Genomic DNA, 6623 nt, shown 5'->3' with positions numbered 1-6623 from the left:
GTGATCATCTATATAATAGAAGTCACTATAAAATATTGTTTGTTGACGCTTGTTTGTTTAGTTTTCAAAGAACAAGTTAGTTAGCTTGCCGCCTAGAAGCGACTTTATTAATATAACATGTTGATTTGTTATTGTCAACAACGTTTTTTTATTTTTTTCACTTGTTTAAAACGAAGTTGTTTATCAAATCTTGTTGCTTTCTTTCAAGCGAGATTAAATATACCATGGATAAAATATGTTTGCAATATAATTTTTAAAAGAATTTTTACGAGTTTATATTTTTTTAAACTCCCCCTACTTTCTTCTTATTAATATGTTTTTTTAATAATTTTCTTTCCCTGTTCATATAATGGCTTGGACAAACTATATGACGGGGTGATTATGCTTGCTGCAATCGATCGCATTATATCTATCACTATTCATGGCAATATTCCTGTTTTGTATTTCTTATATTGAGGCCATTAAAATTGCAAATGCCGAGGGGAAAGTTCGTGGCGGGACCTTTATTTTCAGCACAATATGCGCCTTTTTATTTTCCCGGTTCACATATTTGTTTATATAATGCTTCTTTGGATATTATGTTATTTTTCCTTTCTGTTCGTTCTAACAGGTCTCTTGCCGAATCTATTAAATAATTCCTTACTATTTAATTTTGTACAGACTATAAAAAAATCCCCTTACTCGGGGGATTTTTTTCTCATATCATTTTCTTCTCACTCTTTATTCTATGAATCACATTTTGTTGTAATGCTTTCAAGTCATCCCACACATAAGCCAATTCTACAACTTCCTTACCTGCAATTTTATCAGTTTCTTCGCCTGTTTTTACTGCCAGAAGACTTTCATAGAATTTTCGGCTTATGTTTTCTTCAAGGACCCATACAAGCATTGATGTATAATTTTGTTCCAGTAATTCATATACTCCAGCCTGAAGAAGTTTCAACCCCAGTTTCTCTCTCTGATACTTTTTAAGAATGTAGATGGCGTATAACTCTCCATCCGCATTAAACTTTCCTGTGCGTTCTTTTCCGTAAGAAGCAAATCCGACTATATTATTTTCTGCATTTACTGCGACAAATACAGGGGATAGCTGCGGTGTTTGGGATAAACTCTTCTCCCACAGTCCCATTCGATCTTCAATTTTTAGCGAATCCAAATATTCCTGACTAATGATTCCTGCGTAAGTTTCTTTCCAGCTTTCAATATGTACCCTGGCTATACCCAGGGCGTCCCCTGCTTCCGCTCTCCGTATTTGCATTCGCATCTCTCCTATCCTGAAATCGAATTTATCTCTGCTCTTTTTTTCAGCTTCATTTGTCTTTCGTCGATTAAAAATAATGTTATTCCTGCAATAACAACTAATCCACCTGCTATTTGAGTCCAAATAACGTTTTCACCCAGAAGATAATAAGCAAGTATGGTCGCTCCTACCGGTTCAAAAAGGATAGCCATTGAAATAATTGATGCACTAAGCCATTTGATTGACCAGTTGAATAGCGTATGTCCGAGTAAGGTTGGAATTACAGCGAGAAGGATGAAATAAACCCAATCACTTTTAGGGTAAGGATAGAAAGAGTCTCCAGCCGCGATAACGTAAAAGAACAATGTAATTGAACTAATGCTATAGACAAGAAATGTGTATGTTATAAGGGACATTCTTTTTCTCACCGTTTGCCCGAATAGCAGATAAACCGTTACCAGGGCGCAGGCTGCAATTGCCAGGAAGTCGCCGAACAGTGCACTTCCGCTTATTTTAAAATCACCCCAGCTGATAATCACACTTCCGCCAATGGCAATAACCCCGCTTAGAATGGCTTTTGCAGATAATTTTTCTTTGAAGAAAATATAGGCTCCAGCAAATGCAAATAAAGGCTGCAGGGTTACTAATACGGTTGAACTGGCTACAGAGGTGTAGTTCAATGATTCGAACCATAGAATAAAATGAAAAGCCAGGAAAACTCCAGAGATCACGGTAAATGCCCAATCCCGTTTCGTAATAAGACGGAGTTCTGAAACATATTTTAAAAGAAATACCGGGAGCATAAATAAGACTGAAAAAAGCAATCGGTAAAAGGCTATGACTCCCGAAGGGGCAGAAGAAACTTTTACTAAAATAGCTGATGTCGACACTGCAACAACACCTATCGCAACTGCTAAGTATGGATTAACTTTTGGTGATTCCATCATTATTCTCCTTTTAATAAGAAACAATTTTTAATGTATATGTATTCTACAATGAAAATCATCATTTTTCTTATTATATTAAAAAATTTAACCGAAAAGGGTTTATTTAACTATAGATAGGGAAAGAAAATACATCTTATCAGGGCAGGAGATTAATATGTTGTATTCTATGGATATGGAAATTTTAATAAAGTTGGGAATATCAGCTTTTTTAGGGCTGGTCATTGGACTCGAAAGGGAAATTAAGAGAAAACCGGTTGGCCTAAAAACCAGCTTAGTCATTTCAATTGTCAGCTGTCTTTTAACCGTTGTTTCAAGTGAATCTGCATACATGTTCCCTGGTGATGAAGATGTAAACATTACAATGGATCCACTACGTCTGGCTGCTCAAATTGTGTCGGGAATTGGTTTTCTTGGTGCCGGTGTGATTTTAAGAAGAGGAAATGATACGATTTCAGGCCTGACGACAGCTGCAATGATCTGGGGAGCTGCAGGAATTGGCATCACAGTTGGTGCGGGTTTCTATTTAGAGGCGATTGCGGGCGTTGCCCTGCTGATTGTCAGCGTTGAATTTATGCCATTTCTAATGAAATTCATCGGTCCAAGGCAGATGAGAGAGAAAGAAATTCGCCTCCAATTCAATGTGAACGGCAGAGAGAGCATTGCCGATATTATCACCAAAATTAAGTTGGAAAATATCGCATTAAAAAATGTACGCATTAAAGATTTAGCAGAGGGGAATCAGCTTGTTCAGTTAATAGTCACTGTGGATTTCCGCAGAAAAACCACCGATGTTTATGAAGCTGTTTCTTTAATAGAAGGAATCAACCGGGTAGAAATCGAAAGTGTGTAGTTGAAAAGCCGCTGTTGAGTGGCTTTTTTCTGTTTTATTAAATTTTTCTTGCATGTCTGCAAAGTTGGCGATATAATTTTTCTTGTACCTTATCTTAGTTAGATACGGGGGATTAGCTCAGCTGGGAGAGCGCAACGCTGGCAGCGTTGAGGTCAGGGGTTCGAGCCCCCTATTCTCCACTTACAAAAAGAGAGTGTCCAAAAGTATAATCTTTTGGGCACCCTTTTTATTTTTTGGCCAAGTAAAAATGGTCCGTTGATTTCCGTTTCCAGGCGCTTCACTTTCCGAGGGGCTGGGGTGAGCCTCCTCGCCGCCGCTGGTGTCTTTGGGGTAAAACGGCCCTTCTTTTGGGGCCATTTCTACCGGGGTCTCACCTATCTAGCTGCGCCTGCAGGACATTGATTAGTTTCCTTGAACCTGCCTCTCACGATGGAAATTCGGTAGCATTTTTATAGCCACTATTATACTGATGTATTAGACAACTTAAATAAATCAGACACAGATAAAACATTTATTAACTTCTATTCACCAAATTCTTTAACTACGCTCCTTGGAGGCAGCATCTTTCAAAATTTTCTTAACTGGATATACCATTGTATTCTTCTTTAATCTCTTCTATTGTCTTATCTAATTCTTCGCCCCAATAATCATTTGCTGTATGGAACACTACATTCCCTTTTTGATCAAGGAGTCCATATCCTCTAAAAGGAACTTCTCCATTTCTCATATCAAACAACTCAGTCATTTTAAGTTCTGGGTCTGAAATGAATGGTAAGCTTTTTCCATACTCTTGGACCAATGCATTGTACAATTCTTTTTGCTGTTCTGGACTATCTCCGCTGATAATAAACGTATTTAGATCGAAATCATTTAATCTATCGAGATTTTTGTGCAACTGGACCAGTTGCTTTTGACAATGCGTTCAGGTGTAGGTTGTCATGAAAAAAAACAGTGTTGGCTTGGCCTGTGGGAAGGTGACCTCTTCCCGGTCTTGATTAAGCAGTACCATATTTCCTTCTAGTTTCGTTTTACTGCAAGCTGTTAATACAAGAACAATTAACAGCAGTGTTATTATTTTTCTTGTTTTCATGGTATCTCCCATTTTTTGTTTTGCATTTAAAAATTTCTGATAAAAAACAAGTGAATCAGAGCTTTTAACAATAAGATTTATTATAACCCTATTTAATTTGATTCATCATTTTTTCAAGATGTTTTACAGTAGGTGTTAAATTAAGCAGAAAATATGATTCCCTTAGTCTTCGTGATGGAGCACTATATTTTAAATATCCTGCTCCTCCCTGATGAAGCATACTGCCATGGGTCGCTTGTGCTGTAAGATAAGCAACTCCAAGGCGCAACCGGAGAAGTTCATGCCAATGTTCTTGTATATCCTGAATTGCAGCCAAATCATACACTTTAGTACGGAGTTCTTCTAATTCTTTCTCTAGTTCCTCCGGCTGAATGGGCAAAAAGTTATTGCATCCTCCTTGCTTATTGCAAACTTGACGAATCGATGCAACGGCAGCTTCAGTAACACCTATGCCCAGCGGTATTTGATAAAGCACAAAGGCTGGCCTAATTCTGACAATAAATTGATCCACATCATGTGATATTACCCATTTTTCGGGGATCTTCACTTCATCAAAAGTACATGAATAAGTAGCACTTCCGTTTACCCCTAAATACTCTAGCTTTGCTTTTAAAGCAAGGCCTTCAGTATTACATGGTACCACTGCCATAATCCGTTGGTCCTCGCTAACCTCTGCAATGATACCAAACCAATGATCAGTACCCAAATTTGAAACAGATGGCAATTGCCCTTTCACAATATATCCTTCATTTGTCTTTGATGCTTTCAAATGCAAAGTTTCCAACCCAGCATAATACTTCATTGGATTGGAGAGCCCCGTACCGCCAAGCAACTCCCCTTTTTCCAGCTTGTGCAGAATTTCATTCTTCAAATAAGCATTTTCGCTATTACGAATATAAGTTAAAGAGGCAAGGTGGCACCAAAGGTTAAATGCGGTTGTCATACAAATCTTCGATGTTTCCTCTACAACGCGTACCTCTTTTGAAAAATCTACCCCATTTCGGGAATCTAAAAATCCCGCTTTGCCTACACTCCTCAAATAATCTTCGGCATAGTAGGCATCCGTATCGATTTTCCGTACAAATGGCTTTAGCTGTTTTTGGATTAATTCATCCAATATCGTCAGATCGTTCAAAGCATACCTCTCCCTTTTGCTGCCTTTTAAAAAGAAAACCTCCGACGACGGAGGTTCAGCCATTATGATAATTCAGTAATCGTATCAATTGGTGCCTTAACAGCTTCACGTGCTTTCTTGACTGTTGATTCATCAGGAGAATCATAGAAGCAGAGGCATTTTGTCATGTCTTCACAAACATATGTCCTAGAAAAAGTAACTTCAGGAACTTCTGCATAGTGTACTGAGTTTTTGGACTTCCTTTCCAGGTAGGCATCCATTGTCAAGTTTTCTGGAAGGTTCCATTCTACAAGATAATTTACTTTGTCGGCCTGCTTCTTAACTTCCTCTAATTCTGTTCCAACAAGACGTACAGGCTTGATCAGAGTCACAGGTATCCCTAACCCTCTTAAACTTTCATTTATGACATTACGTTCTTCGGCCTCCAGGATAAAGAAAGCTCTAGATAGATCCTTTGCTACTTGAACCTCAATTAAACTTGCATTTTGCTTTCCTAACTCCTCACGAATTTCAACGACCTTTTTTTCAAAAGATTCTTTTCCTTTTACTGAGCTGTTTAAGATTGATTCCACTAAATATAAAGATGACATTTTAGTTCCTCCTTAATTATAAATAACCGATAGGTTTACTCGGTTATTACTTGTTAATTATTTTATTACACTAAGTTAAAAAAAACAACTTGGTTGTTTTAAAAATTTTATTATGGTTTAATTAATTTGTATCGGAGGTTTATACTATGAGAGAATCTAAATATGATTTACCTTGTAATATCGCTCAAACTTTAAATATTATTGGGGATCGGTGGACATTACTTGTATTACATGAAATTTTAGCTGGAAGAACAACTTTTAATGAGATCAAAAAAGAACTTACTGGTATTTCATCTAATATACTTTCTGACCGGTTGAAACATCTAGAACAGTCTGGCCTGGTGATTTCCTCCCTTTATTCAGATCACCCACCTAGATATGCATATACGCTTACCGAAAGTGGACAAGAACTGGAAGGTGTATTTAACGCCATCATCTTATGGGGACGGAGCAATCTCGAAAAATGCTATAAGAAAATTATCCATGCTGAGTGTAAGCATGAAGTTGAAATAGCTTACTATTGTCCTCACTGCAATAAAAATGTGGACGAATTAGAAATAGTCGAAATCGAAACAATTGATACATCTTCACTTATATAAATATTAGGGAGACAGAGAGCAATCATGCACTCTGTCTTTTATCAATTATTCACTTTCCCCCATTGCCGGTTAATCCACGCTTCAAAAACACCAACTGCTTTATCAAGCAATAGGCCTGATATTCCAATAAAAAGAATGCCTGCCATAACAAGGTCAAGCCTCATGGAGTTTC

General features: G+C 37.5%; 7 protein-coding genes, 1 tRNA gene and 2 pseudogenes. 3 read left to right on the top strand and 7 right to left on the bottom strand.

What is annotated here, in order from left to right:
* Positions 1-697 precede the first annotated feature (697 nt).
* Together WB217_RS09160 and WB217_RS09155 are read right to left on the bottom strand one after the other, a co-directional pair.
* Positions 698-1258, bottom strand: a complete 561-nt coding sequence (locus WB217_RS09160; protein ID WP_423992729.1) for an N-acetyltransferase family protein — start codon at positions 1256-1258, stop codon at positions 698-700.
* Positions 1259-1269: 11 nt separating this feature from the next.
* A complete protein-coding gene (locus tag WB217_RS09155) occupies positions 1270-2184 on the bottom strand; it encodes a DMT family transporter (RefSeq protein WP_423992727.1) in 915 nt (304 codons plus the stop codon).
* 169 nt (positions 2185-2353) lie between these two features.
* On the opposite strand from WB217_RS09155, the gene WB217_RS09150 reads away from it, so the two are divergent.
* Positions 2354-3037, top strand: a complete 684-nt coding sequence (locus WB217_RS09150; protein WP_423992731.1) for an MgtC/SapB family protein — start codon at positions 2354-2356, stop codon at positions 3035-3037.
* A gap of 106 nt (positions 3038-3143) precedes the next feature.
* Positions 3144-3216 (top strand) — tRNA-Ala (locus tag WB217_RS09145).
* A 398-nt stretch (positions 3217-3614) separates the two neighbouring features.
* Here WB217_RS09145 and WB217_RS09140 read toward each other — a convergent pair.
* From WB217_RS09140 to WB217_RS09125, 4 genes and pseudogenes are all read right to left on the bottom strand, one after another.
* Positions 3615-3944 (bottom strand): annotated as a pseudogene (locus WB217_RS09140) (peroxiredoxin family protein); the annotation flags it as partial.
* A gap of 15 nt (positions 3945-3959) precedes the next feature.
* Positions 3960-4127, bottom strand: a complete 168-nt coding sequence (locus WB217_RS09135; RefSeq protein WP_423992725.1) for a lipoprotein — start codon at positions 4125-4127, stop codon at positions 3960-3962.
* An 88-nt stretch (positions 4128-4215) separates the two neighbouring features.
* On the bottom strand, positions 4216-5262 hold the full coding sequence (locus WB217_RS09130; RefSeq protein WP_423992723.1) for an acyl-CoA dehydrogenase: 1047 nt from the start codon (positions 5260-5262) through the stop codon (positions 4216-4218).
* A gap of 62 nt (positions 5263-5324) precedes the next feature.
* Complete coding sequence (locus WB217_RS09125) at positions 5325-5852, bottom strand: DUF4242 domain-containing protein (RefSeq protein ID WP_423992721.1); 528 nt, start codon at positions 5850-5852, stop codon at positions 5325-5327.
* 146 nt (positions 5853-5998) lie between these two features.
* On the opposite strand from WB217_RS09125, the gene WB217_RS09120 reads away from it, so the two are divergent.
* Positions 5999-6451 carry a winged helix-turn-helix transcriptional regulator gene (locus WB217_RS09120; protein WP_423992719.1) on the top strand — a complete coding sequence of 151 codons (453 nt, stop codon included), beginning with the start codon at positions 5999-6001 and terminating at the stop codon, positions 6449-6451.
* A 41-nt stretch (positions 6452-6492) separates the two neighbouring features.
* Here the strand turns inward: WB217_RS09120 and WB217_RS09115 are convergent.
* Positions 6493-6623: pseudogene (locus WB217_RS09115) on the bottom strand (ABC transporter permease); the annotation flags it as partial.

Source organism: Mesobacillus sp., from assembly GCF_049588175.1.
Lineage (GTDB): Bacteria > Bacillota > Bacilli > Bacillales > Cytobacillaceae > Mesobacillus.
The sequence above is the reverse complement of the archived record's forward strand: the minus strand, read 5'-3'. Positions and strand labels throughout refer to the sequence as shown.